Raw genomic sequence first — 22,645 nt, forward strand, 5'->3', positions numbered from 1 at the left:
TCGCGCAAAGGCTACCGGGCACCTACTGCTTGATCCGCCCGGGAGCAAATGCTGATACCCGACCGGTATCGCAAAGTGCAGGTATGCGGGTCGGGAGTGATCCTGGTCACTCCTGTTGGTCGAGCACCGCCTCCATCACGGCCTTGGCGATGGGAGCCGCGAGGCCACCACCGGAGATGTCGTCGCGGCGGGCCTTGCTGTCCTCGACGACGACAGCGACGGCGACGGGGGATCCGTTGTCGTCCTTGGCGTACGAGATGAACCAGGCGTAGGGGTTCTTGCTGTTGTTCTCGCCGTGCTGGGCCGTACCGGTCTTGCCGCCGACCTTCACGCCGTTGATCGCCGCACGGCCGCCGGTGCCGCTCTCGACGACGTTCTCCATCATCTGCTGGAGGAGCTGCGCGTTCTTCTGCGAGAGCGGACGGCTCATCTCCTCCGGGTCGTTCTGCTGGATGGTGTCCAGGTTCGGGGAGACCAGCTTGTCGATCATGTACGGCTTCATCAGCCTGCCGTCGTTGGCGATCGCCGCCGTGACCATGGCCATCTGCAGCGGGGTGGCGGCGGTGTTGAACTGGCCGATGGAGGACTGCGCGTTGCCGTCCCGGCTCATCTCCTTGTCGTAGACGGACGCCGCGGCACGGACCGGGGTGTCGATCTCCGAGTTGTTGAAGCCGAACTTCTCCGCCATCTCGACCATCTTGTCCCGGCTCACGTCGTCGCCGAGCTTGGCGAAGACGGAGTTGCAGGAGACCCGCAGCGCCTCGTTCAGACTGGCGTTCTCACAGCCGCTGGCGTGGTTGACCATCGGCGTCCGGGTGCCCGGCAGGATGTACGGCTCCGGGGTGTCGGTCGGGGCTTCGATGTCGTCGATCGCGCCGTACTCCAGGGCAGCCGCGGCCGTGACCACCTTGAACGTCGAACCGGGCGGGTAGGTCTCGCGGAGCGCGCGGTTGAGCTTCGGCTTGTCCTTGTCCTTCTCCAGCGCTATCCACGCCTTCTCGTCCTTGGCCGAGTAGCCGGCGAAGGAGGAGGGGTCGTACGAAGGGGTGGAGGCGAGGGCGAGGATCTTGCCGGTCTTGGGATCGATCGCGACGACGGCGCCCTTCTTGTCGCCGAGACCCTCGTAGGCGGCCTTCTGAGCGGCGCCGCTGAGGGTGGTGACGACGTTGCCGCCCTTCTTCTTGTCGCCGGTGAACATCGACATCGTGCGGTCGAAGAAGAGCTGATCGGAGTTGCCGGTGAGGATGCCGTCCTCGAGCTTCTCGATCTGATTGGCGTCGTACGCCTGTGAGGCGTAACCGGTCACGGGGGCCCACATGGGGCCGTCGACGTAGGTCCGCTTGTACGTGAAGTCCGTGTCGTCCGTCTCGACGGAGCCCGTGATGGCCTTGCCGTCGACGATGATGTTGCCGCGCTCGTGCGCGTAGCGCTCGATCTGGACGCGGCGGTTGAGCTTGTGCGTGTTGAGCTCGTCGGCCCGGACGTACTGGAGCCAGTTGTCCCGGATCAGCAGGGCGAGTACGAGCAGCCCGCAGAAGATCGCGATCCGGCGCAGGGGCTTGTTCACGGTCGGACCACCTGGGTCATCTCGGCGTCGGGGGACGGGGCTGGCGCGGGTGCAGGACGGCGCGCTGTGTCGCTGATCCTGATCAGGATGCCGATCAGGGCCCAGTTCGCGATCACGGAGGAACCACCCGCTGCGAGGAACGGCAGGGTCATGCCGGTCAGCGGGATGAGACCCATCACACCGCCGGCTACGACGAAGACCTGGAGCGCGAAGGCGCCGGACAGACCGATCGCGAACAGCTTGCCGAACGGGTCCCGGGCAGCGAGCGCCGTACGGACGCCTCGCTCGATGAGCAGGCCGTACAGCAGCAGGAAGGCCATTGCGCCGGCGAGACCGAGCTCCTCGCCGACGGTGGCGAAGATGAAGTCGGTGCTGGCGGCGAAGCCGATGAGATCGGAATCACCCTGCCCCAGACCGGTGCCGAGCGTCCCTCCGGCGCCGAAGGACATCAGGACCTGGGTCATCTGATCGCAGGCGTAGATCATGTTGGTGCCCTCGGGTGCGGTCTCCAGGCACCCGAAGGGGTCGAGCCAGGCGGCCACACGGGACTGGACGTGACTCGCGAACTGCGAGACGACGACCGCGCCGCCCGCGGACATCAGCAGACCCATCACGATCCAGCTGGTCCGCTCGGTGGCGACGTACAGCATGATCACGAACATGCCGAAGAACAGCAGCGAGGTACCGAGGTCGTTCTCGAAGACCAGCACCAGCAGGCTCATGGCCCAGATGGTGAGGATCGGGCCGAGGTCGCGGCCGCGCGGCAGGTAGAGCCCCATGAAACGGCGGCTGGCCAGCGCCAGAGCATCCCGTTTCACCATGAGATAGCCGGAGAAGAAGACGGCGATGATGATCTTCGCGAACTCGCCGGGCTGGATGGAGAAACCGCCGACACGGATCCAGATCTTCGCACCGAAGACATTCGCGCCGAGGCCCGGAACGAGCGGCAGCAGCAGCAGAACCAGCGCCGCCGCCATCGAGATGTAGGTGTAGCGCTGGAGGATGCGGTGGTCCTTCAGCATCAGGAGCACACCGACGAACAGGGCGACACCGAGGGCCGAGTACATCAGCTGGTTGGTGGCCTGCGCCGAGAAGTCGCCACGAGCCTGCAGCCGGGGGGACTGGTCGAGGCGCCAGATCAGCACCAGGCCGAGTCCGTTCAGCAGCGTCGCCAGCGGCAGCAGCAGCGGGTCCGCGTACTTGGCGAACTTGCGCACCACGAGGTGGGCGACGCCTGCGAGCAGACCCAGGCCGAGCCCGTAGCCGAGCATGCCCGTGGGCACCTCGCCGTCGAGAGCGAGCCCGGCGTTGAGGTAGGCGAACACCGGAATCGCGACGGCGAACCCGAGCAGCATCAGCTCGGTGTTCCGTCGGCTCGGTGCGTCGATCGCACCGATCGTGGTCGTGTTGGTGACAACGCTCATGGTGGAGAAGGCCCCCTACGGCCCTGTTACTGCTTGCCGCAGTTCGAGGCCAGCTTCTGCTCCTCCTCCGAGAGGGTGGGACCCGGAGAGGGAGCGGCTGTCGGCTTGGTCTTGGCGTTCTGGGTGGTGGGCGTCCCGGCCGTGTCTTCGGCCTCGGCGTCGCCCGTGCCGGGCGGCGGGGTGCTGGCGCGGTCGGCCGCCTCGCGGCGCTGCTCGTCCTTCTTGCAGGCGGTGGCCTGGCGGGCGAGCTCGTCGATCTTTGCCCGGGCCTTGCCGAGGCTGTCCTCGGTGATCGTCGCCTCCACCCGCTTGCGCTGGTAGGGCGGTAGGTACTTGAGTTCGATCTCGGGGTGGTCCTTCTCCATCTCCGAGAGCGAGACCCACGCGAGATCCTGGCTGATGCCCCGGTAGAGGGCCACGTGCTCGTCGTTCGAGCCCACGTAGTACTGGGTCTGGGTCCAGCGGTAACCGCCGTAGAGCCCGCCGCCCACGACCGCGAGCGCGAGGACCATCAGGAACGACCGCTTCAGCCACTTGCGGCCGCCGCGCTTGACGAAGTCGTCGTCGGTGAAGGACCCGAAGGAGCCCTCCGGGGGCATGCCGCCGTATCCGTCGCCGGAGCCTGGCGGGCCGAAGCTCCCGCCGGGAGCCGGCGGTGCGGAGGGGCGGCCGAGGCCCGCCGCGCGGCCGGCCGGGGTCTGCATCGCGCCGCCGTCGTTCAGCTGGTGCTGGTTCTCGGCGACCGCGCCGACGACGACCGGGGTGTCGCTCAGCTGTGCGGCGAGCGTGTCACCGGAATCGGTGTCGAGGACGTCGGCGACGATGCAGGTGATGTTGTCGGGTCCGCCGCCGCGCAGGGCGAGCTGGATCAGGTCCTGAACGGTCTCCTGCGGCCCCTGATAGCTGGCGAGCGTCTCCTCCATCGTCTGGTGGGAGACGACGCCGGACAGGCCGTCGGAGCAGATCAGGTAGCGGTCGCCGGCGCGGACCTCGCGGATGGAGAGGTCGGGCTCGACATGGTCGCCGCTGCCCAGCGCGCGCATCAGCAAGGACCGCTGCGGGTGGGTGGTGGCCTCTTCCTCGGTGATGCGTCCCTCGTCGACGAGCCGCTGCACCCAGGTGTGGTCCTGCGTGATCTGGGTCAGCACGCCGTCGCGCAGCAGGTACGCGCGGGAGTCGCCGACATGGACGAGGCCGAGGCGCTGACCGGTCCACAGCAGCGCCGTGAGCGTGGTGCCCATGCCTTCGAGCTGGGGATCCTCCTCGACCATCAGCCGCAGCTGGTCGTTGGCCCGCTGCACGGCGGTGCCGAGCGAGGTGAGGATGTCGGAGCCGGGCACGTCGTCGTCGAGCGTGACGAGCGTGGAGATGACCTCGGAGGAGGCGACCTCACCGGCGGCCTGGCCGCCCATGCCGTCGGCGATGGCAAGGAGGCGGGGGCCGGCGTAACCGGAGTCCTCGTTGCCTTCGCGGATCATGCCCTTGTGCGATCCGGCGGCGAAACGCAGAGAAAGACTCATGCGCACCTCGCCCGTCGGCTCGCCAGGCGTTTGTCGCGCCAGCCGGTCTCGAGCCACACTGCCCACCCTCCGGTCGGGAGCCCGTGCCGGTCCCCCGTGGGGACCGCTGCGGCTCGCTCGCTCCGCTCGCTCATTTTCGTACTACTTCCGCAGCTCGATGACGGTCTTGCCGATGCGGATCGGCGCGCCCAGCGGAATCGGTGTCGCGGTGGTGAGCCGGGTCCGGTCGAGATAGGTGCCGTTGGTGGACCCGAGATCCTCGACGATCCACTGGCCGTCTCGATCGGGGTAGATCCTGGCATGCCGGCTGGAGGCGTAGTCGTCGTCCAGCACGATGGTGGAGTCGTGCGCCCGGCCCAGGGTGATCGTCTGGCCCTGGAGCGCGACGGTGGTGCCCGTGAGGGTGCCCTCCGAGACGACCAGCTTCGTCGGCGCCCCTCTGCGCTGACGGCCGCCCGCCTGCTGGCGCTGCTGCTGCTGCGGCGGCGCAGCGGCCTGGCGCGCCTGCTGGGGACGGGCGTCCGCATTGCGGCGTGAGCCGCGCTGCGTGACGCGCGTTCCGAACAGATCGCTGCGGATGACCTGGACGGCCACGATCACGAACAGCCACAGAACAGCCAGGAAACCTAGCCGCATGACCGTCAGGGTCAGCTCTGACATTGCCCCCGCTTCACCCTTCGGCTTGCCGGTAAACGATGGTGGTGCTGCCCACGACGATCCGCGAGCCGTCGCGGAGCGTAGCGCGGGTGGTGTGCTGCCCGTCCACCACGATGCCGTTGGTGGACCCGAGATCCTGGATCGTCGAGGGCGTTCCGGTCCGGATCTCACAGTGCCGGCGCGATACGCCGGGGTCGTCGATCCGCACATCGGCGTCGGTGCTGCGACCCAGCACCAGCGTCGGGCGGGAGATCTGATGGCGTGTGCCGTTGATCTCGATCCAGCGTCGTACGTGTGCGCTCGGCATGGCGCCGGGAACCGGGGCGCGCTGGCCGGCCGCGGGGCCGGGGCGCCGGTCGCCGGCCGTGCCGGGCGGTGGTGCGGCGGGCATGGGCGGGGCGCCCGTCGGCGGGTAGCCGTAGCCACCGCGCGGGGCGCCCTGCTGTGCTGCCGCGGGGCCGGGAGAGCTCTGTGACGTACTCGACGCCAGAGTGCGACTGCGCACCCGGTACAGACCGGTGTCGAGGTCGTCCGCCTTCTCCAGGTGCACCTTGATGGGACCCATGAAGGTGTAGCGCTGCTGCTTGGCGTAGTCGCGGACCAGGCCGGACAGCTCGTCGCCGAGCTGGCCCGCGTACGGGCTCAGGCGCTCGAAGTCGGGCGCGCTGAGCTCGACGATGAAGTCGTTGGGGACGACCGTCCGCTCGCGGTTCCAGATCGTCGCGTTGTTGTCGCACTCCCGCTGGAGGGCGCCCGCGATCTCGACGGGCTGGACCTCGGACTTGAACACCTTGGCGAAGGTGCCGTTGACCAAGCCTTCGAGGCGCTGCTCGAAACGCTTCAGGACTCCCATGGGGCACCTCCTCCGTCGTTGTCGCCCTGGTACTGCTTACTGATCGTATCCACGCGTCGGGAAATCGGCTGGTTCCCCTTGTCTGCCCCGTCGATGAGTGTCACCTCTCACACGGATCGTAGAGGCGGCCTCTGAACAGTGTCCCGCACCCGGAGTACATCCAGGAGGAGTGGGGGGAGGTCGCCTTCCGTTCCCTCGTCCCTCGCTCCGTTCCCTGTTCGCTCCGCGGGGCTCCGAAACAACGGATGTGAATCCACCCTGTGCAGCGTGCTAATCTTCTGCATGTCGCCAGGGGGCAGGCACCGGCACGGTGAAGCACCCGAGGACAACACCCAATGCGCGGGTGGCGGAATAGGCAGACGCGCTGGATTCAGGTTCCAGTGCCCGAAAGGGCGTGGGGGTTCAACTCCCCCCTCGCGCACCACGAGAAACCGATGAAACGGGTTCTCACCAGAGACGAAAGTCCTGGTGAGGGCCCGTTTCTCGTTGACCGACAGCCCCGGCGGGCCCAGCGGTGCCGGGGGCTTCGCCGTCCTGGGGCGGTCGCACGCAGCAGGGCCGGTTCCGTGGCGTACGTCGCGGAACGGGCCCTCATCGTTCAAGATCTTCAGTTGATGTGGCCGGTGCTCTGTGGGTCTAGCTGCTAGCGGCCAGGTAGCCGGTGGGGGTCCAGCTGCTCAGCGGTTTGGTCCGCCGCCGATGGTGGGTGCGTCTGCGAGGCCGATGGCCGCCGAGGGCCAGGGTCTCCACCCAGTTTTTGATCTTCCGGCGGTTGGCGTGGGCGAGCTGGAAGACCAGGAGGATGGTCTGGGCGGCGAGACCGCGGATCCGACAGGAGCCGGCGGCTTCGATGGCCTCGGCCAGGGGGTCTTCGCGTAGCCGTTGTAGCCCTCGACGCTGTTCCGGAGCCGGAAGTAGACCTTCTGGCATTCGTCGTCGCCGTAAGTCGAGGGCCTGCCAGTGCTTGGCGCCTTCGGCGGGCGCGAGGGTGACGCCGCGCTGGCGGCAGACCTTGAGGGGCCCAATGGGGCTGGGCTCGGAGTCGACCAACGGGAGGTGATGCCTCGGCCCATGCTGCGCGGCTTGATGGGGCACTGTGCCTTGCCGGCCTCGGCAGGGCACATCACTCGCTGGTGGCCTTCCGTGTCCTCGTTCTCCTTGGGCATGAGGCGGTAGGGCCTGCGGGCGGGGATGAGGCGAGTCCAGGTCTCGCGGTCGTTGCGCTCGGCGTACAGGTCCTTGATGGCGTCGATAAGGGGCTTGGGCATGGAGGGGCAGTACCAGGTGCCCTCGACGAGGATCGCGCCCTGGGTTTCCGCCTGCTTGCCGAGCTGATCGACGCGGTAGTCGTAGACCGGCTTGAAGCCGAGGGCCCGGACGGGCAGCTGCCACTCGTCGGGGTCGGAGTTTTATTACGCAAGGTCACCGGCCAGAAAGCCCTGCTTGTATCCCCGCTCGCGGAGGCGGCGTAGGACCTTGAGGCCGTTGTAGGCGGGCGGTGGCCGGGCTTGTCGAGGGAGACACCGAGGACGAGGACAGGCAGGACCTCCGGAATCGGGGTGTTGTCCTCCAAGAGGACCTGGTCATGGCGGGCATCGCGGGTGACGGCCAGGGCCGCGTCGTAGCCGAACAGATACTTGGCCCGCTTCTTCAGGGATTGACGCTTCCCCTTGGTGGACCGCTGACTGGCCTCGAATCCCCGGTCGTCGTCAGCTCGCTGTCGGCAAACGTGAATCGGTCCGGCTGACTCGGCAACGGCGTCGACCCGGACAAAACGACGGACATGGCTCCGCGGGTGGAGCTGTGGTGCGAGGGGCCTGCATCCGCGGCCTTACGCACGAACGAGGCAGCACGGGCACGGGCTGTTGGCTGGTGGCCGTGGGGGGATCCGAATCTCCGTCAGCCGGTGCCTTCCGGGTTCTTGGTGTGCGTCTGCCCCCGGGTGTGGACGTAGAGGCGCTCGCGACCACCGGCTTCGAGGGGTTTGGGCTCCGGCAGTTCGTAGCGGACGGGGAGTTGGTGGTCGGCCAGCTGCCGGCGCGGATTGTAGACCTGGTTGAACTTCCACAGCATGCGAGCGAAATTGGTCTGGCCATGCAGCAGGTTGCGTCCCAGGACGCGCGCCGCGCCGAAGGCGGTGCGCAGCCCGAGGTGCTTGCGGTTGATGACGGCTTGGGTGCGCACGAGTTCCTCGTAGAACCGCTCCAACGGCAGCGTGGTGGGGACCACGGCGTGCTGGATGTCGAAGAGGCGGTAATCCCGGGTGGTGAGCCGCCGCGATTCGGTGTGCCAGATCTCCGTACCAGGGTAGGGCGTCATGACGGTGAAGTGGACGATCTCCGGTACGGACAGTGCGAACTCCCGCACCACGCGGAAGCGTTCCTCGTCCCATCCGGGGTCGACGATCAGGTTGATGGCCACCTGGATGCCCAGGCGGCGGGCCGTCTCCAGTGCCCGGAAGTTCTCGTCGGGGCTGACCCGCTTGCGGTACAGCTCAAGCCCGGCCGCGTCGATGGCCTCCATGCCGAGGAACATGTAGCGCAGCCCCAGGCGTGCCCAGCGTTCGAAGACCTCGGGGTGACGCAGCAGAACGTCGCTGCGTGTCTCCAGGTAGTACTGCTTGCGGATGCGGCGTCGTTCGACTTCCGCGGCGATGGCGTTGCCGTGCTCGGGCCGGATGAAGGCGACGTCGTCGACGATGAACACGTTGGGCTCGCGGATGGATGCCAGGTCGTCGGCCGCCGCCTCAGGCGACGCCTTGCGGTAGCTGCGGCCGTAGAACGTCCATGCCGAGCAGAACGAGCAGTCCCACGGGCAGCCGCGGGTGAATTCGACGGAGGCGCACGGGTCGAGTTCACCGATGAAGTAGCGGCGGCGATTGCGCATCAGGTCACGTGCCGGGAGCGGGGCGTCGATGTTGTGGAGCATCTGGGGCGCCGGCCCGCGGCCGGTGGTGGTGACGACTCCAGGGACGGCCTCCACTGCCTTGTCACGGATCGCCTCCAGCAGCGGTGCGATCGCAGGCTCCCCCTCGCCGCGGACAACGGCGTCCACCGAGCCACCGGCCTGCTGAAGCACCTCTGCGGCAATGAAGGAAACACTGTGACCGCCGAAGAAGACGAAGCAGCCGGGTACCGCCCGCTTCACCTGCTCGGCCAGCTCGATCGCCTCCGGGATGTTCGCCAGGTAGTTCAGGGAAATCCCGAGGGCTTCAGGCCGGAAGGACGTCAGCTCCCTCATCAGCCCGGACCGGGCGACTACCTGAAGGTCCACGACGCGGACCTCGTGACCCGCATTGCGAGCTGCCGCCGCCACTCGTTCCAGGCCCAGTGGTTCGAGCCTCAAAAAGATCTCTGAATACATCAGGGCGCTGGGATGGACGAGCAGCAGCCGCATGATCACCTTGTCAGGGGGAGCCGAAAACAGCAGGCATATCCCCTTCGAGCCCCGGATCCCTCCCGCGCCACCTCTCATGCGGCTGTCTGGCGGCATCAGGTGGCCCGCAGGAGTGGCCAGCAGCGGCGGCTCCGGGACCCTCAACCGGCCACGCTGCGGCTATATGGCACGCTCCCAGTCGTCACGGGGCGGGGATTTTGAGGACGCCATCGTCATAGTCGACGGTGATCGAGCCGAAGTCGCTGAGCACGTCCGAGCCGAGTAGGCCCTGAAGGCCGCTGCCTCCCTGAGGAGGGCCGAGGTCGATGACCGTGACCTCTCCTGGCTCGATACGTACGTCACCGACCTTCCACTGGTCCACCCGGGCTACGGGGACCTGCCCAGTGCCGAGGATCCCGCTCACCGAACGGCGCTCGCCGGTGCGTTCCAGACCGACCTGGTCGGCGACATCCTCGTCGACCACGCTCGTGGAGGCCCCGGTGTCCAGGGCGAACATGAAGGGTCCTTCCCCCTCGACGGTCACCGGGACGAACGCCAACGACTGGCCGCCCTGCTCCACGACCCGGAGCGGCACCTCGCGCACCGCTTCCGGGGACATCTGTGGCCCGTCCCGGTCGTCACGATCTTCGTACGCGATACAGCTCACGAGCAGCAGCGCGGCCAGGGGCCCTCCAACGAGTCGGCTCGCCCACTGGTGCCTCATACCGGGCGCGCCGTCGTCCCGCATGCTCATGGGGCGGAGGTGCCCACCCCATCACGGCGCAAACCACTCGTCTGCCAGCCGGCGTCGCGCACGCCATGAGAGCGGGGCTGCCGCGAGGTTGACGACGGTGGATACTGCGCGGCGAAGCGGCGCCGACCGGACCGGACCGCCGCGGCGCGAGGCCTTCGACTTGGCCGCGATCGACGATACGGGGCTGCCGCCGGTGCTCGCCAAGCTCGCGGCGGCGCGGGCGGACGAGATCGACGCAGGTTCATTGGAACCAGGCGTGGGTGGAAAGCTCGGGGCGCACGCCGCGCTGGGCGCGGGCGAGTTCCACGGCGCTGGAGATGAGGCCGACGTGGCTGAGGCCTTGGGGGAAGTTCCCGAGGAAGGAGCCGTCGGCGGGATCGATCTGTTCGGCGAACAGTCCGAGCGGGCTGGCGTAGGAGCACAGGGTGTCGAACAGTTCGGTTGCTTCCTCGACGTGCCCTTGGCCGACCAGGTTGTCCACCAGCCAGAAGCTGCACAGGACGAATGCGCCCTCGGGCTCGTTGAGTCCGTCGGGAGAGTCTTTGGGCAGATAGCGGTACAGCAGGCCGCCGCCTGCTCCGAGTCGGCTGATGATGGCCTGGGTGGTTGCGATCATCCGCGGGTGGTCGGCCGGGACGACGCGGCGTAGGGGAAGGCCGAGAAGTGAGGCGTCGAGTGCGCCCCCGGGGCCGAGGTGTTCGGTGAGGGCGTTGCTGCGTTCGTCCCAGGCGTCGTGGAGGATGCGCCTTGCCAGATGATGAGCCTCGGCGCCCCAGGTGTCCGGATCGCCCGGTAGGTGCAAGCGGCGCGCGAGCCGTGTGGCGCGGTCGAGCGCCACCTGGCACATGGCGGCGGAGTAGGTGAACGGGCGGCCTTGGGTGCGGACCTCCCAGATTCCGTGGTCAGGGGTCTTCCATGCGGTTCTGGCCTGCTCGGTCAGGTCGGTCAGGCGGTGCCAGAGCCGGCTGTGCAGGCGCCCGCCGGTGGCTGCCCACTGGAAGGCGCAGTCGAGGATCTCTCCGTAGACGTCGTGCTGCATCTGTTCTGCGGCGGCGTTACCCCAGCGCACCGGTTTCGAACGGCGGTAGCCCTCCAGCTCGTTGTCGATCACTTCCGCGGGCGGCGTTCGGCCGTCCACGTCATACAGGACACGTGGGTGCTCGTCATGCTGTGCGGCGGTCAGCGCCCAGGAGAGGAATCCTCCGGCTTCCATGGGCAGCCCGATGCGGCGCAGTGCGAAGACCGCGTATGCGGCATCCCGGATCCAGGCGTAGCGGTAGTCCCAGTTGCGGGCGCCCCCGATGCATTCGGGCAGAGAAGAGGTGGGGGCGGCGACGATCGCACCGTTCTCGACATGGTCCAGCAGTTTCAGGGTGATGGCGGAGCGGCGCACCAGGTCTGCCTGCGGCATGTCGTCGGCAACGTACGCCGACCAGCGCCGCCATGCCTTCACGGTATCGGCGATCTCGTCAGGGCCCACATGATTTCGGAGGGTGTCAGGCGGTTGGTTCCAGTGCAGAGCCCACCACGCATCCTCCCCTTCGTGCAGCCTCAGGTGTTCCTGGGCGCTGGCGGAGGCCGGGATGAGCGCAGGAGGAGCTCTAGCTCCTGGCGAGGGCAGGAGAGCCGCCATCCGGCAGCGTCTCGGCGGATTTCTGCGCTGCCGCGCGGCTCGATGAGCATCTTCAGGTCGACAGTGCCGTGGATGACACGCGCATGTCGCACGAGCCGACCCGTGCCGGCCGGGACGTCCTCCTCCAGGTGCGCTCCGGGTTCGAGGGCGAAGGCATCGGTCACCTGGACGGTGCCGGTGTCGGCTCGCATCTCCGTCACCAGGACGCCGGTGTCCGGCACGTAGTGCTGGCCGCAGTCCTGCAGCCGGTCGGGGGCCAGACGGAAGGAACCGCCGCGATGCCGGTCGAGCAGGGCGCAGAACAAGGGTGGGGAGTCGAACCGCGGGACGCACATGAAACTCACCGTGCCATCGCGTCCGACGAGGGCGCAGCCACGGCCATCACCGATCAACCCGTGATCCTCGAGGGGGAGGTATCCCTCGCGGTACGTCGGCCACGACGTGTCCATACCTGTCCTGTACCCATCGGCGGGAAAGGGTCAGTCGGCGCTCTGAAGCGGGTCTGCGGGCCAACCCAGGAGGCGGGCTCCGAGTGCGGCGGTCTGGAGGGTGTACCGCTGGTCGGGGTCTGTGGGGTCGTAGCCAGTGAGCTGGTGGATGCGAGCCATCCGATAGCTGACGGTGCGGACCCCCAGCCCCAGCCGACGGGCTGTGGCGGTGTTCATGCAGCCACTGGCGAAGTACGTGGTGAGCGTTTCCAGCAGCGCCTCGGGCCCCCCGCGTGCTTGCTCAAGGCCTCCGAGCACGGTGGCCACCAAGTCGGTGATCGCTGCTCGATCTCGGCCCAGCACCTGGAAGACCAGGAGGTCCGATGCGTTCACGACCGGGGCGGTGAGGCCAAGCTGAGTGGCCATGTCAAGGGCGCTGCGCGCCTCCTTGTACGAGAGGACGATGCCGCTGGGGCCGGCCCGGGGCCGGCTCATAGCAACCTGGCACCGCTCCTTGACGGACTTGCACACCTGAGCGGCGAACAACTCCGGAACGCCTCGGGCGGTTCCGGAGGCCACGCAGACGAGCAGTCCGTCCTTGGTAGTGATCAGTACATGCTCCATCCCGAACCTGGCGGTCAGCCCCTCCTCTACGTAGCGCGTTGCGGCGTTGCCTGCCTCAAAGGGGTTCATCGCACGCGCGATGGTGACGCTGTGCGGCCCGACCAGGCGAAGTCCGAACCGCTCGGCCCGCTCGGCCAGCGTTCCCAGGTCCGTGCGGCCCTCCAGGAGGTCGTCGACGAACTCACGACGGCTCGCCTCTTCGCCGCGGATGGCCGCCCGCTGAGCGCTCTCGTATCCCTCGCTCAGGGCCACGGCAGAATCGCCGACCGCCCGCATGACCGCCAATGCCGCTTCCTGCAGCTCGGCGAGATCATCAGCGTGATGAGTGCCCGGCAGGCGAGCCCAGGCACGGCAGGCCGAAGTGAAGTACTCGCAGACCACCACTCGCAGCGCCGTGCCACGGCTGGCCGCACCAGCCGCGAGATCTCGCAACTGCTGGAGGTCCGCGTCGGTCAGCTGCTGCTTGCTGAGGGATATCTCGGCCAGCCGCTCCAGATGTCTCCTCAGCTCATCCCCATAGGCGTCATAGCCACTGGCCGTGTCCGCCGGAGCGGACACCACCCGGCCATCTGCGGAGCATGAGCGATGGCGGCCTTCACCGGTCGACATGGGAACATTTTGCCGGAGAGCGGCAAAGAGCGCAGGTGCAAGATGCCAGCCCCTACCGTCCACTGGCCGACGTTCAGCCAACTGGCACGGGTAAATCTGTGGATAGAACATCCTCTGGCCTGACCTCAGCAGCGCAACGGTCGAGCCGGTATCGGCTTGAACTGGCTTGGCAGCCGTCGTCGAGGACGGGTGGCGGGTTTTTGCGGGGACGAGGGATGCGTCCTGGAAGCGAGAAGCCGAGGTGCCGGCAATGGACTGCTACGACTGCCACTCTCTGAAACGGGCGACAACAGCTGTCGCGGTGTGCCATCGGTGCGGCGTAGCGCTGTGCAGCGAGCACCTGTACATCGAGACCCAGGAAATCCATCGGGACAGGGGCTTGGGGAAATCGACGAGCGATATCCCAGCTCGTTTCGTCGTGTGCTCCGCCTGCCGTCGGGCGGAAGAAAGCGTGTGAGGTGACAGCCGCCAAGCAGTCTTTGCACCTCTGCGCAGGTCCCTGACCATCAGGACCTGTCGGCCATGCCCCTCGACGGACGAAGGAGGTGGTTCATCTCGTGCCCCGACACCACCCCTTCTCTTCTGTACAGGTACTCGTGCGACTACTGCTGGTGTGCCTCACCTGCCTCCTCGCCGTGCCGGCGACAAGCGCAGCGCAGGCCCAGTCCGTTCTGGTCACACGTGTCGACGGCACCATCACGCCGGTCGTCGCCGATCACCTCAGGGAAGGGCTGGGTATCGCCGAGAGCGACGGACACGCCGCGTATGTGATCGAGATGGACACTCCTGGCGGCTTGCTGCAGTCCACCAGGGACATCGTCCAGGACTTCCTCGCCTCGCCGGTGCCGGTCGTCGTCTACGTGGCGCCATCGGGTGCGCGAGCCGCATCGGCAGGTGCCTACATCACGATGTCCGCGCATGTCGCCGCCATGGCGCCCGGCACCCACATCGGGGCCGGCACGCCGGTGACGGGGCAGGGCGAGGAGGCGAGCGAGAAGGTGGTCAACGACGCCGTCGCCTTCGCGGTCGCGATCGCCGAGCAGCGGGGGCGCAGCGTCGACTTCGCCCGGGACATGGTCCGTGACGGCAAGGCGGTCGCCGACCAGGAAGCCGTGCGGATCGATGTCGTCGATCTCGTGGCGCCGTCCCGCGATGCCCTGCTCACCGAGCTGGACGGCCGCCGGGTCGTGGTCGGTCCGGAGGATGCGGAGCGCGAGGTGGTGCTGCGCACGGCCGGGGCGCAGGTCGTGGAGCACGAACTGGGGTTCTTCGGTGAGCTGCGGCAGCTGCTGGCGAGCCCGGAGCTGGCGTTCCTCTTCCTGTCGATCGGCACGCTGGCCGTCATCTATGAGCTGGCCAACCCGGGTATGGGCTTCGCCGGTGTCATCGGCGTCATCCTGCTCGTTCTCGGATTCGTCGCCCTCAGCGTGCTGCCCTTCAACGTCGGCGGGCTGCTGCTCCTCGCCCTGGCCGCCGCCCTGTTCGTCGCGGAAGTCCTCACTCCGGGCGTGGGGGTCTTCGCCGCCGGTGGAACGGTGGCCCTGGTGTTCGCAGGGGTGCTGATGTTCCGCGGTGAGCTCGGCGTGGATCCCGCCGTTCTGTGGCCGACCGCCCTGGTCGTGGGCGGCGGCTCGGTGCTGGCCGGCCGCCTGGCCTGGCGCGCCAGGAAGGCGCCGGCGACGACCGGGCACCAGGCGCTGCTGGACCGCGAGGCAGTCGTACGACACGCCGAGGGCGGCACCGGCCAGGTGCTGCTCGAAGGGGCGTGGTGGACCGTGCGCTGCCGTGATGCCGCGCTCGCCGAAGGCCGGCACGTGCGCGTGGTGGACCACGACGGCCTGGAACTGATCGTCGAACCCGTCGAGCCCCCCAGGGGCCCGGGAACTGAACAGGAGGACAGGCCATGAACACAACCCTGCTCGGCATCATCATCGGCGCAGCCGTCCTGCTCCTGCTGCTGATGGCCGCCGTGAAGATCGTGCCCGAGTACGAGCGCGGAGTGATCTTCCGCCTCGGCCGGATCATCGGAGCCAAGGGGCCGGGGCTGTTCTTCATCATCCCCGTGGTGGACCGCATGGTCCGCGTGTCCCTGCGGACCGTGACGATGGACATTCCGCCGCAGGACGTCATCACCAAGGACAACGTCACCGTGCGGGTCAACGCGGTGACCTACTTCAACGTCGTCGACCCGAACCGCTCGGTGGTAGCGGTCGAGGACCACATCACGGCAACCTCGCAGATCGCCCAGACGACGCTGCGCAGCATCCTGGGCCAGGTCGATCTGGACGAGCTGCTGGTCAACAGGGACGAGATCAACCAGCGGCTCCAGCAGATCATCGACGACGTCACAGACCCGTGGGGCGTCAAGGTCACCCTCGTCGAGGTCAAGGACGTCGAACTGCCCCAGGCCATGCGCCGTGCCATGGCGCGACAGGCAGAGTCCGAGCGTGACCGGCGGGCCAAGGTCATCCACGCCAAGGGTGAGTTCGAGGCCGCCCAGACCCTGGCCGATGCCGCAGAGCGCCTCGAGGGTCACCCTGCGGCCATGCACCTGCGGATCCTGTCGACCATGGCCGAGATCACCGGCGAGCGGAACTCCACTCTCATCTTCCCCCTGCCGATGGAGGTCCTGCGCCTCGTGGACACGCTCCGGCCCTCAGACGCCGCGGCCGGCGGCGCCCGCACCCCATAGACCAGATCCCATCGGGCGACCGTGCGCTCCGCGGACTTGAGTCCTGTCCCCAGCACACAGGTGATCGGCATGAACCCTTCGATGGACGACCGGCGCATCCTCGCGGAGATGGAGCGACACCTCTCCCGGGACGACCCCGAGCTGGTCTCGCTGATGGACGCACTGAACGGCCAGTTCCCCGACGATCAGGAGTACACCGACAGGTGCAACGACGGCGGCGGAGGGCACGACTGGCGCTGGAAGGCATGTGTCGTGTTCGCCCTCGTGGTGGTGGTGAGCCTGATCCTCACGCTGGCCTTCAGCGGGTCGCCTTCGGCCGAGGACGATCACGGACCGCCGCACGGCCGTGTTCCGGGCGTATCGGTTCATTCCAGGCGTCAGTCCTCCCGGTCCCGGGACGACCCCGAACCGATGCCCACCAGGCCAGGACGGCGAGTTACCGATCTTCCTGGAAGGTGGAAGCCGCATGCGTGCACGCGATCTTGCACAGTCGTATGTCTCGATCAGCATCCGAGCCTGAGCTGGCCGTCAGGTTGAAGCACACAGGAAGCCTGCCAGTCACCGAAAGGCCAGCTGGATGGTCGGACGCAACCGCAAGAACCGCATCTTCCTCGGCCGTCTCCCGCTGCCCGAGCGCACGTTCGTGGCGGACGCCCTGCGCACGGAGACGGTGGGCGGAATGGTGCTGCTCGCTGCGGCTGCGGTGGCGCTGGTGTGGGCCAACACACCGTTGAGCGGTGCGTACGCCTCCATTCGGGACTTCCACTTCGGTGTCGGAGCCCTGGGGCTGGATCTGTCGGTGGCCCATTGGACGGCCGACGGACTCCTGGCGATCTTCTTCTTCGTCGTCGGCGCGGAACTCAAACGTGAGTTGGTGGTCGGCGAGTTGCGCCATCCCGGAACGGCGGCGCTGCCCATGATCGCGGCGGTGTGCGGCATGGTCGCACCGGCCCTTGTCTACGGCCTCGTGGCCACGAGCCTGGGCGGCACGTGGAGTGGCTGGGCCGTCCCCATGGCCACCGACATCGCGTTCGCGCTGGGCGTCCTCGCGGTGATCGACACCCATCTGCCCTCGGCGCTGCGTGCCTTCCTGCTGACGCTCGCGGTCGTGGACGACCTGGGCGCCATCATCGTGATCGCCCTCTTCTACACCTCGACGATCAACTTTCCGGCCCTCATCGGCGCCGTATTGGGGCTGGGCCTGTTCTTCTACCTGCACCACCGAAGGCGCGTGCACGGCTGGTACTGGTACCTGCCGCTCGCACTGGTCATCTGGGGCCTGATGTACAACAGCGGAGTCCACGCCACCGTGGCCGGACTCGCCATGGGACTGCTGCTGCGGGTGGCACGCGACGGCGAGAGAGGCCGATGTCCCGCCGAACAGATCGAGCACCTGGTCCACCCGGTCTCCGCCGGAGTGGCGGTGCCGCTGTTCGCACTGTTCGCGGCCGGCGTCAGCGTCACCGGCGGCACGCTGAAGGCTGTGGTCAGCGGACCGGAACCCCTCGGAGTGGCACTGGGCCTGGCCGCCGGCAAGGTACTGGGCATCTTCGGCGGTTCCTACCTCGCCGTCCGCTTCACCCGTGCCCGGCTCAGCCCGGATCTCGCCTGGGCGGACGTGATCGCCGTGGCCATGCTGGCCGGCATCGGCTTCACGGTCTCACTGCTCATCGGCGAACTCGCCTACCCCGATCCGGCAGACCTCGAGCACATCAAGGCCGCCGTCCTCCTCGGCTCCCTGACCTCAGGGCTCCTGGCCTGCCTGCTGCTGCGGCTGCGGAACAACAAGTACCGACGGCTGCACGAGGCGGAGAACCTCGACGCCAATGCCGACAACATCCTCGACATCTACCAGCAGGTCGATGCCACTCCACCGCGGAACGGCGCGAACTCGTCGAGCCGGCATCCGGACCGTTCTGGTGACAGCGGCTCCGGCCCTGTCGATCCATCGTCACTCGACGGGCGACCGCGCACGCCTGGGAAGAAGTCATGGGGAAGACCCTAAGGACGGACAAGGGAGGTGGCTGCTGTGCGAGCGACGTTCTCACTGGGCCGTGTGGCAGGGATTCGCATCGGTGTGCATTGGAGCGTCCTGGTCATTTTCGTTCTGATTCTGGTGGGGCTGGCAGGTGGCGGCTTCCGGGAGGCTCATCCGGATCGCCCGGTGTGGCAGTACTGGCTGGCCTCAGCGGTGACCGCCGTGGTCTTCCTGTTGTCGCTGCTGGCTCACGAGATCAGCCATGCGCTGGTGGCCCGCCGCAACGGTGTGTCCGTCGACGACATCACCCTGTGGCTGCTGGGCGGGGTCGCCCGGCTCAGGAGTGAGGCATCCACCCCAGGAGCGGAACTGCGTATTGCCGGCGTGGGGCCTTTGGTCAGCCTGGTGCTCGGGGCGCTGTTCGCTCTGGCTGCCGGCCTGCTGGACGGGGCGAACGACGGCGGGCTCGTGGTGGGGGCGTTGGCCTGGCTGGCGGGGATCAACATCCTGCTGGCCGTCTTCAATGCCCTTCCTGCCGCGCCGCTGGACGGCGGTCGGCTGCTGCGGGCCATGGTGTGGTGGAAGACGGGCAGCCCGCTGCGCGCCACCGTCGTAGCCACGGCCGCGGGACGGGTACTGGGATGGGCGCTGGTGGGTATCGGCATGTACCTCGTCCTCGCCGGCGCCGCCTTCAGCGGCATCTGGCTGGTGGTCATCGGCTGGTTCGTCATCGTGATGGCCACGGTGGAAGGCGGCCAGGCAAAGCTCCGTGAACTCCTGGGCGGAATCCCGGTGAGCGACGCGATGACGCCTGATCCGGTGAGTGTTCCGGCCGCCACCACGGTCGGCGAGTTCCTGACAGACGCGCGCTTCCGCTACCGGCACTCGGCGTTCCCCGTCGTCGACAACGGGAACATCGCGGTCGGCCTGATCACCCTGAAGGGCGCCGACGCGGTCCCGGAGACGGAGCGCGCGTCCACTGTTGTCGCCCGCGTGATGGTGCCGGTCGACGACCTGCCGACTCGCCCCGACGACCCACTGGCGCGGCTCGTGCCCGAGTTGGAGGCCAACCCCGCCCACCGCGCCCTCGTGCTGGAAGGAAGGGACCTGGCCGGCATCGTCACCTCCTCCGACATCAGCCGGGTCACCTCCTGGCTGATGTCCTCGTCCGCGTGGCGGAACCGGACCTTTTGAAGGCGCAGGACCATGCCACAGCGAGTGCACGCTGCCGGACGCTCGGGCTCACTGCGGGGCGGCGACGACAACCGCGTAACTCCCCCCTCCTAGGAGATCGTCGCCGGGGCACGGTGTCCTTCTTGAGACCTGTTTCGGTCAACACCGCTTTACCCAGAGGCGGCAAGAGTAATGGCCAGTGCTCCGGCGGCCGTCGGGTGCAGTGGGGCTCGGTCCGCCGGCCCCTGGACGTATGGTCAGGTGCTGCACAGCCCGTGCCGTTCGAAGTCGGGCCTTACCGGGGTGAAGCCGACGGCGTTGACCGCGATCACCAGCGCGACGCCGCTGCCCAGAACCACGATTGTTCGCCCCAGCGGCATGCGACGATCACGGGTGGATTTTGGGGCACCCAGCGTGGCGTCATGACGATCCCTCGGCACGCTCGGGACACGCCGTGACTGCGTATGTCCGCGTGGGGCAGGCGTGCCTGGCTAACCCTCGTAGGCATCTGACGACATAGGTGAGACGAGGTGGGCAGTGGCACAGCCGGTGCTGGAGCCGCCGGCTGCTCGCGTGCCGCCAGTCCCGCGGGCGGTGCGTCAGTGGGGACGTGCGGCCGTGTGCGCTTCGGTCGGCGTGCTGGTGCTGGTCCTGTCGCTCGCGGGGTGCATGAGCTCCTCGCGCACCGATACGGACTATCGGAACAAGGTGGCGAACTCGGCAGAGGTGGTGCGCTCGTCGATTGAGACGGCACGTCTGCTGGTCCGCGCTGCCAAGAACGGCAAGTCTCCAGGGCCCTACACCTCGCGGACGCTGTCGCAGCTCGAAAGTGCGGTGGACAGCGTCGTTACGCAGTTCGGCTCCGTGCAGCCACCGACACAAGAAGCCAGCCAGCTGCGCGATGACGTGATCAGTCTGCTCGATGAGGTCCAGAGCGCTCTGAGCCAGCTGCGGATCGCCGCCCGTCAAGGGCTTCTGCAGGACCTGCCACGGATGGCTGAACCCCTGCCGGGCCTTTCTGAGCGGCTTCGGCGCTTCCAGGAGCTGGTGCCGACGTGAAGCGGGTGCTGTCGCTGCTACTGGGTGTGTTCACCGCCATGGGCGGATTCATGGACATCGGCGACCTGGTCACCGACGCACTCGTGGGCGCCCGCTTCGGGCTGGGACTGGCGTGGGTGACGGTCGTCGCCGTGGTCGGAATCGCGCTGTACTCCGAGATGGCCGGCAGGATCGCTGTGGTCACCGGCCGCACGGTCTTCGACCTGATCCGGGAACGCACCGGGGCCCGCATGGGACTGAGCACAGTGATCGCCTCCTATCTCGTCAACGCCCTGGCCCTGATCGCGGAGCTGTGCGGAGTCGCCCTGGCGATCGAACTGCTCGCCGATATCCACTACCTGCTGTGGGTACCGCCCGTCGCGTTCCTCGCCTGGCTGGTGGTGTGGCGGCTGCCGTTCGCCTACATGGAACGTCTCTACGGGCTTCTCGGCCTGGCGCTGTTCGTCTTCGTCGCCGCCGTGTGGTGGTTCGGCCCCGACTGGGGCGCCATGTGGCACGACGCCACCCACCCCACCGTCCCGCACGGGGAGGGACATGCCACGTACTTCTTCTACGCGCTGGTCCTGCTCGGCGCGCAGATGAACCCGTACGAGGTGTTCTTCTTCTCCTCCGGCGCCGTGGAGCACCGCTGGCGCCCACGCAACCTCCTCGAAGTACGGGTGAACGCCTGGCTGGGATACGCCGTGGGCGGCATCCTCGCCATCGGCATCCAGGCGACCGCCTACCTGGTCCTCCAGCCCGCCGGCATCCACGTGGAGCACCTGAGCCAGACCGTGCTGCCCGTGGTCCTCGCCTTCGGCCAGGTCGGCTTCGCCCTGGCCATTCTCGGCATCGTGGCCTCCGTGTTCGGGGCGACGCTGGAGACGCTGCTGTCGTCCAGCTACACCATCGCCCATCATTTCGGCTGGACCTGGGGCAAGGAGACACAGCCCGCCAAAGCGGCGCGCTTCCACACCCTGCTCCTGGTAACACTTCTCTGCGCCACGGTGGTTGCCCTGACCACCGTCAACCCCATCACGGTGACGATCTACGCCGTCTACCTCGCCGCCGTCGTGCTGCCGTTGACCTTTCTGCCGATCCTCGTCATCGCCAACGACCGGCGCTACCTCGGCAACCGGGTCAACGGCCGCCTGACCAACACCCTCGGCACGATTTACCTCGTCGCCGTGACCGCCGGCGCGGTGGCCGCGCTACCCCTCTTGATCGCAACCAAGGCAGGCGCATGACTGTGGACGCACTCGATGCCGGACTCGACCTCCTCGACCGCCAGGTAATCGACCGCGACGGCAAGTTGCTCGGCAAGGTCGACGACCTGCGCTTCGACGACTCCGCGGCCGGCTCGCCGCCCGTACTGGCTGCCCTGCTGATCGGGCAGCGCGCTTTCGGACAGCGCCTCGGAGGTCGCCTGGGCCGCTGGTGGGTGGCCGTAGCCGGACGCATGGCCGGCGGCGCGACGCCCGTGGAAGTGTCCGTCAGGCACGTGCGCGAGCTCGGACCCGCCCTCACGCTCGACGTACGCGCCGAGAGCCTGCCCGGTCTGGGCCGGGCCGAGCGGCTGCTCAGCCACGGTTTCGTCGGGAAGATCCCGGGGGCTCATCGTGAAAGCAAGTGATCTGCTGAACGCCGAAGTCGTCGACGAGAGCGGGCGACGCCTCGGCAAGGTCCACGACCTGCGCGTCACCCGCCCTTCGGCCTCCTCGCCCTGGCAACTGGAAGCCGTCGTGGTGGGATCCACGGGTCTGGCACACCGCTTCGGGTACGCCACTGGTGAGGTCCGCGGGCCGGCAGTGCTGGCAAAGGCCGCACACTGGCTGGCCCGCCGCAGACAGATCATCGAGTGGTCCCGCGTCATTTCGTACGACCAGCGCACGATCGTCGCCCGTGCCCCACATCCGGGCAGCGTGCAGCCGTGACCTCGGGCCTTGCCGTGTTCTTCGCCTGGCTGGAACTCCTCACTCTGGTGGGGCTGCTGATCTGGTTCATCACCCGCCGACCGCCCGGAGGGTAGACCCTCCCCGATGACGACGGGGGAGCCGCGCACGTGCGTGCCGACGCGAGACCAAGCAGCACCCGTGCTGCGAGCCCCCCGGCGTGCACGGCAACCTGTGCCGGCCTGGCCGAGTGGCCGAAAGAGACGGGGTCTCGGCCCAGAATCCCCAGCTCGGGACGGCTACGCCGTGCGCGTGAATGTCGTAGTGGTGTTTGGCGCCTGTGACGGTGGCAACTCGTCCCTTCACCTGAACGGTGTTGTGCTGCTCGAGGGCTCCGGTCCGTGACGGTTCTCGGGCCGCGGGAGAGG

At 68.0% G+C, this 22,645-nt stretch carries 19 protein-coding genes, 1 tRNA gene and 1 pseudogene; 12 read left to right on the plus strand and 9 right to left on the minus strand.

Going from position 1 to position 22,645, the window contains the following annotated elements; genetic code table 11:
- Positions 1–106: 106 nt before the first annotated feature.
- The 5 genes from J7E88_RS18605 to J7E88_RS18625 form a co-directional block, all read right to left on the minus strand.
- Positions 107–1,567, minus strand: a complete 1,461-nt coding sequence (locus J7E88_RS18605) for a penicillin-binding protein 2 (protein WP_215182445.1) — start codon at positions 1,565–1,567, stop codon at positions 107–109.
- The gene (locus J7E88_RS18610; RefSeq protein WP_215182446.1) at positions 1,564–2,991 is read right to left on the minus strand and encodes an FtsW/RodA/SpoVE family cell cycle protein; all 1,428 of its coding nucleotides are present in this window, start codon (positions 2,989–2,991) and stop codon (positions 1,564–1,566) included. Before J7E88_RS18610 ends, J7E88_RS18605 begins: the two co-directional genes overlap by 4 nt.
- 26 nt (positions 2,992–3,017) lie before the next feature.
- A complete protein-coding gene (locus J7E88_RS18615) occupies positions 3,018–4,511 on the minus strand; it encodes a PP2C family serine/threonine-protein phosphatase (protein ID WP_215182447.1) in 1,494 nt (497 codons plus the stop codon).
- Positions 4,512–4,652: 141 nt separating this feature from the next.
- On the minus strand, positions 4,653–5,171 hold the full coding sequence (locus tag J7E88_RS18620) for an FHA domain-containing protein (RefSeq protein WP_215182449.1): 519 nt from the start codon (positions 5,169–5,171) through the stop codon (positions 4,653–4,655).
- A gap of 10 nt (positions 5,172–5,181) precedes the next feature.
- Positions 5,182–6,021 carry a DUF3662 and FHA domain-containing protein gene (locus tag J7E88_RS18625; RefSeq protein WP_215182451.1) on the minus strand — a complete coding sequence of 280 codons (840 nt, stop codon included), beginning with the start codon at positions 6,019–6,021 and terminating at the stop codon, positions 5,182–5,184.
- Between the two features lie 337 nt (positions 6,022–6,358).
- Between J7E88_RS18625 and J7E88_RS18630 the strand changes: the two genes are divergently transcribed.
- Together J7E88_RS18630 and J7E88_RS18635 are read left to right on the plus strand one after the other, a co-directional pair.
- Positions 6,359–6,445, plus strand: a tRNA-Leu gene (locus tag J7E88_RS18630).
- Between the two features lie 1,074 nt (positions 6,446–7,519).
- Positions 7,520–7,768, plus strand: a complete 249-nt coding sequence (locus J7E88_RS18635; protein ID WP_215182453.1) for a hypothetical protein — start codon at positions 7,520–7,522, stop codon at positions 7,766–7,768.
- 152 nt (positions 7,769–7,920) lie between these two features.
- Here J7E88_RS18635 and hpnR read toward each other — a convergent pair whose 3' ends face one another.
- The 4 genes and pseudogenes from hpnR to J7E88_RS18655 all read right to left on the minus strand — a co-directional run bounded on the left by hpnR (position 7,921) and on the right by J7E88_RS18655 (position 13,444).
- Positions 7,921–9,417, minus strand: a complete 1,497-nt coding sequence (gene hpnR / locus J7E88_RS18640) for a hopanoid C-3 methylase HpnR (RefSeq protein WP_215182455.1) — start codon at positions 9,415–9,417, stop codon at positions 7,921–7,923.
- A gap of 181 nt (positions 9,418–9,598) precedes the next feature.
- Positions 9,599–10,150 (minus strand): retropepsin-like aspartic protease, encoded by a 552-nt coding sequence (locus J7E88_RS18645; protein ID WP_215182457.1) that lies wholly within the window; start codon positions 10,148–10,150, stop codon positions 9,599–9,601.
- A gap of 241 nt (positions 10,151–10,391) precedes the next feature.
- Positions 10,392–12,232 (minus strand): annotated as a pseudogene (locus tag J7E88_RS18650) (glycoside hydrolase family 15 protein).
- Positions 12,233–12,262: 30 nt separating this feature from the next.
- Positions 12,263–13,444 carry a CdaR family transcriptional regulator gene (locus J7E88_RS18655; RefSeq protein WP_215182458.1) on the minus strand — a complete coding sequence of 394 codons (1,182 nt, stop codon included), beginning with the start codon at positions 13,442–13,444 and terminating at the stop codon, positions 12,263–12,265.
- A gap of 250 nt (positions 13,445–13,694) precedes the next feature.
- On the opposite strand from J7E88_RS18655, the gene J7E88_RS18660 reads away from it, so the two are divergent.
- The 10 genes from J7E88_RS18660 to J7E88_RS18705 all read left to right on the plus strand — a co-directional run bounded on the left by J7E88_RS18660 (position 13,695) and on the right by J7E88_RS18705 (position 22,259).
- Entirely contained in the window at positions 13,695–13,901 is a 207-nt protein-coding gene (locus J7E88_RS18660; RefSeq protein WP_215182460.1) for a DUF2180 family protein, read from the plus strand.
- A gap of 100 nt (positions 13,902–14,001) precedes the next feature.
- On the plus strand, positions 14,002–15,351 hold the full coding sequence (locus tag J7E88_RS18665) for a nodulation protein NfeD (protein ID WP_308307539.1): 1,350 nt from the start codon (positions 14,002–14,004) through the stop codon (positions 15,349–15,351).
- Entirely contained in the window at positions 15,348–16,136 is a 789-nt protein-coding gene (locus tag J7E88_RS18670; protein ID WP_215182462.1) for a slipin family protein, read from the plus strand. Before J7E88_RS18665 ends, J7E88_RS18670 begins: the two co-directional genes overlap by 4 nt.
- 69 nt (positions 16,137–16,205) lie before the next feature.
- Complete coding sequence (locus J7E88_RS18675; protein WP_215182463.1) at positions 16,206–16,673, plus strand: DUF3040 domain-containing protein; 468 nt, start codon at positions 16,206–16,208, stop codon at positions 16,671–16,673.
- Between the two features lie 40 nt (positions 16,674–16,713).
- Positions 16,714–18,141 (plus strand): Na+/H+ antiporter NhaA, encoded by a 1,428-nt coding sequence (gene nhaA / locus J7E88_RS18680; protein WP_215182465.1) that lies wholly within the window; start codon positions 16,714–16,716, stop codon positions 18,139–18,141.
- Between the two features lie 15 nt (positions 18,142–18,156).
- Positions 18,157–19,308: a site-2 protease family protein gene (locus tag J7E88_RS18685; protein ID WP_308307540.1), complete on the plus strand. Its 1,152-nt coding sequence runs from the start codon at positions 18,157–18,159 to the stop codon at positions 19,306–19,308.
- A 516-nt stretch (positions 19,309–19,824) separates the two neighbouring features.
- On the plus strand, positions 19,825–20,346 hold the full coding sequence (locus J7E88_RS18690; protein WP_215182467.1) for a hypothetical protein: 522 nt from the start codon (positions 19,825–19,827) through the stop codon (positions 20,344–20,346).
- Entirely contained in the window at positions 20,343–21,572 is a 1,230-nt protein-coding gene (locus tag J7E88_RS18695; RefSeq protein WP_215182469.1) for an NRAMP family divalent metal transporter, read from the plus strand. The genes J7E88_RS18690 and J7E88_RS18695 overlap by 4 nt, the downstream gene beginning before the upstream one ends.
- Positions 21,569–21,958, plus strand: coding sequence for a PRC-barrel domain-containing protein (locus J7E88_RS18700; protein WP_215182471.1), 390 nt, complete (start codon positions 21,569–21,571; stop codon positions 21,956–21,958). The genes J7E88_RS18695 and J7E88_RS18700 overlap by 4 nt, the downstream gene beginning before the upstream one ends.
- Positions 21,945–22,259 carry a PRC-barrel domain-containing protein gene (locus tag J7E88_RS18705; RefSeq protein WP_215182473.1) on the plus strand — a complete coding sequence of 105 codons (315 nt, stop codon included), beginning with the start codon at positions 21,945–21,947 and terminating at the stop codon, positions 22,257–22,259. The genes J7E88_RS18700 and J7E88_RS18705 overlap by 14 nt, the downstream gene beginning before the upstream one ends.
- Positions 22,260–22,645: the final 386 nt, after the last annotated feature.

This window comes from Streptomyces sp. ISL-10, from assembly GCF_018614575.1.
Taxonomy (GTDB): domain Bacteria; phylum Actinomycetota; class Actinomycetes; order Streptomycetales; family Streptomycetaceae; genus Streptomyces.

Bases quoted from the DNA above. Each gene is read 5' to 3' on its own strand.
- J7E88_RS18670 (WP_215182462.1), top strand. From the start codon at position 15,348: ATGAACACAACCCTGCTCGGCATCATCATCGGCGCAGCCGTCCTGCTC.
- J7E88_RS18675 (WP_215182463.1), top strand. From the start codon at position 16,206: ATGAACCCTTCGATGGACGACCGGCGCATCCTCGCGGAGATGGAGCGA.
- J7E88_RS18625 (WP_215182451.1), bottom strand. From the start codon at position 6,021: ATGGGAGTCCTGAAGCGTTTCGAGCAGCGCCTCGAAGGCTTGGTCAAC.
- J7E88_RS18615 (WP_215182447.1), bottom strand. From the start codon at position 4,511: ATGAGTCTTTCTCTGCGTTTCGCCGCCGGATCGCACAAGGGCATGATC.
- J7E88_RS18655 (WP_215182458.1), bottom strand. From the start codon at position 13,444: ATGTCGACCGGTGAAGGCCGCCATCGCTCATGCTCCGCAGATGGCCGG.
- hpnR (WP_215182455.1), bottom strand. From the start codon at position 9,417: ATGCGGCTGCTGCTCGTCCATCCCAGCGCCCTGATGTATTCAGAGATC.
- J7E88_RS18620 (WP_215182449.1), bottom strand. From the start codon at position 5,171: ATGTCAGAGCTGACCCTGACGGTCATGCGGCTAGGTTTCCTGGCTGTT.
- J7E88_RS18645 (WP_215182457.1), bottom strand. From the start codon at position 10,150: ATGAGCATGCGGGACGACGGCGCGCCCGGTATGAGGCACCAGTGGGCG.
- J7E88_RS18700 (WP_215182471.1), top strand. From the start codon at position 21,569: ATGACTGTGGACGCACTCGATGCCGGACTCGACCTCCTCGACCGCCAG.
- J7E88_RS18660 (WP_215182460.1), top strand. From the start codon at position 13,695: ATGGACTGCTACGACTGCCACTCTCTGAAACGGGCGACAACAGCTGTC.
- nhaA (WP_215182465.1), top strand. From the start codon at position 16,714: ATGGTCGGACGCAACCGCAAGAACCGCATCTTCCTCGGCCGTCTCCCG.
- J7E88_RS18610 (WP_215182446.1), bottom strand. From the start codon at position 2,991: ATGAGCGTTGTCACCAACACGACCACGATCGGTGCGATCGACGCACCG.